Origin of the sequence: Microbacterium sp. PI-1 (assembly GCF_004337555.1) — a bacterium.
GTDB lineage: Bacteria > Actinomycetota > Actinomycetes > Actinomycetales > Microbacteriaceae > Microbacterium > Microbacterium aurugineum.
Genome location: NZ_SJYZ01000016.1, coordinates 44,010 through 45,039 on the forward strand (window position 1 = coordinate 44,010; position 1,030 = coordinate 45,039).

General features: G+C 65.0%; 1 pseudogene. It reads left to right on the forward strand.

What is annotated here, in order from left to right:
- Positions 1-36: 36 nt before the first annotated feature.
- A pseudogene (locus E0W80_RS19210) lies at positions 37-1,030 on the forward strand (hypothetical protein); the annotation flags it as partial.

The window sequence follows — 1,030 nt, forward strand, 5'->3', positions numbered from 1 at the left end:
GAGACGGTGACGTGTACGGCGGATGCGGATTACACAGTGACGGAGGCGGACATCCTCGCGGGTGGGGTGGTGAATACGGCGTCGGTGTCGGCGACGCCTCCGGCGGGTGTGACTCCTCCGGACCCGGTGGAGGACACGGTGACGGTTCCGACGCCGGTGGCGGTCGCGGGTCTGGGGTTGGAGAAGATCGCTGTTCTGAATGAGGGGAATGGGAATGGCTTGGCGGAGCCGGGGGAGACGGTCACGTATTCGTTCGCGGTGACGAATACGGGGACGGTGACGGTGACGGATCCGGTGGTGGATGATCCGCTGGTGGGGTCGGTGACGTGTCCGGTGTCGATCGCGCCGGGGGAGACGGTGACGTGTACGGCGGATGCGGATTACACAGTGACGGAGGCGGACATCCTCGCGGGTGGGGTGGTGAATACGGCGTCGGTGTCGGCGACGCCTCCGGCGGGTGTGACTCCTCCGGACCCGGTGGAAGACACCGTCATCGTACCGACGGCGATTCCTGATGCTGGTCTGTCCTTGGAGAAGATCGCGAATCTCGCAGAAGCGGATGGTGACGGGATCGCCGAGATCGGCGATGTCATCAGCTACGAGTTCCTCCTCACCAACGTCGGCAATGTGACGCTGGTGGATGTCGGGGTCAGTGACCCGACAGTCGGCACGGTGATCTGCGACACGACCACGCTCGCGATCGGCGAATCCACCACGTGTGTCGCTCCTGCCACGCACGTGGTGACGGAGGATGACGTCCTTGCCGGGGCGGTGACGAACACCGCGACCGGCGTGGCCACACCGCCGGTGAATGTCGGGTTCCTTCCCCCGATCGACACCGCTATCGTCCCGACCGTCGAGGCGTCGGCGGGGCTGTCCATCGTGAAGGACGCGACGATCGACGACACGAACGGGAACGGTCTCGCGGACATCGGCGAGACGATCGCCTATTCGTTCGTGGTGATGAACACGGGCACGGTGACGGTGAGTGACATCACGGTCACGGATCCTCTGGCGGGGAGTGTGACGT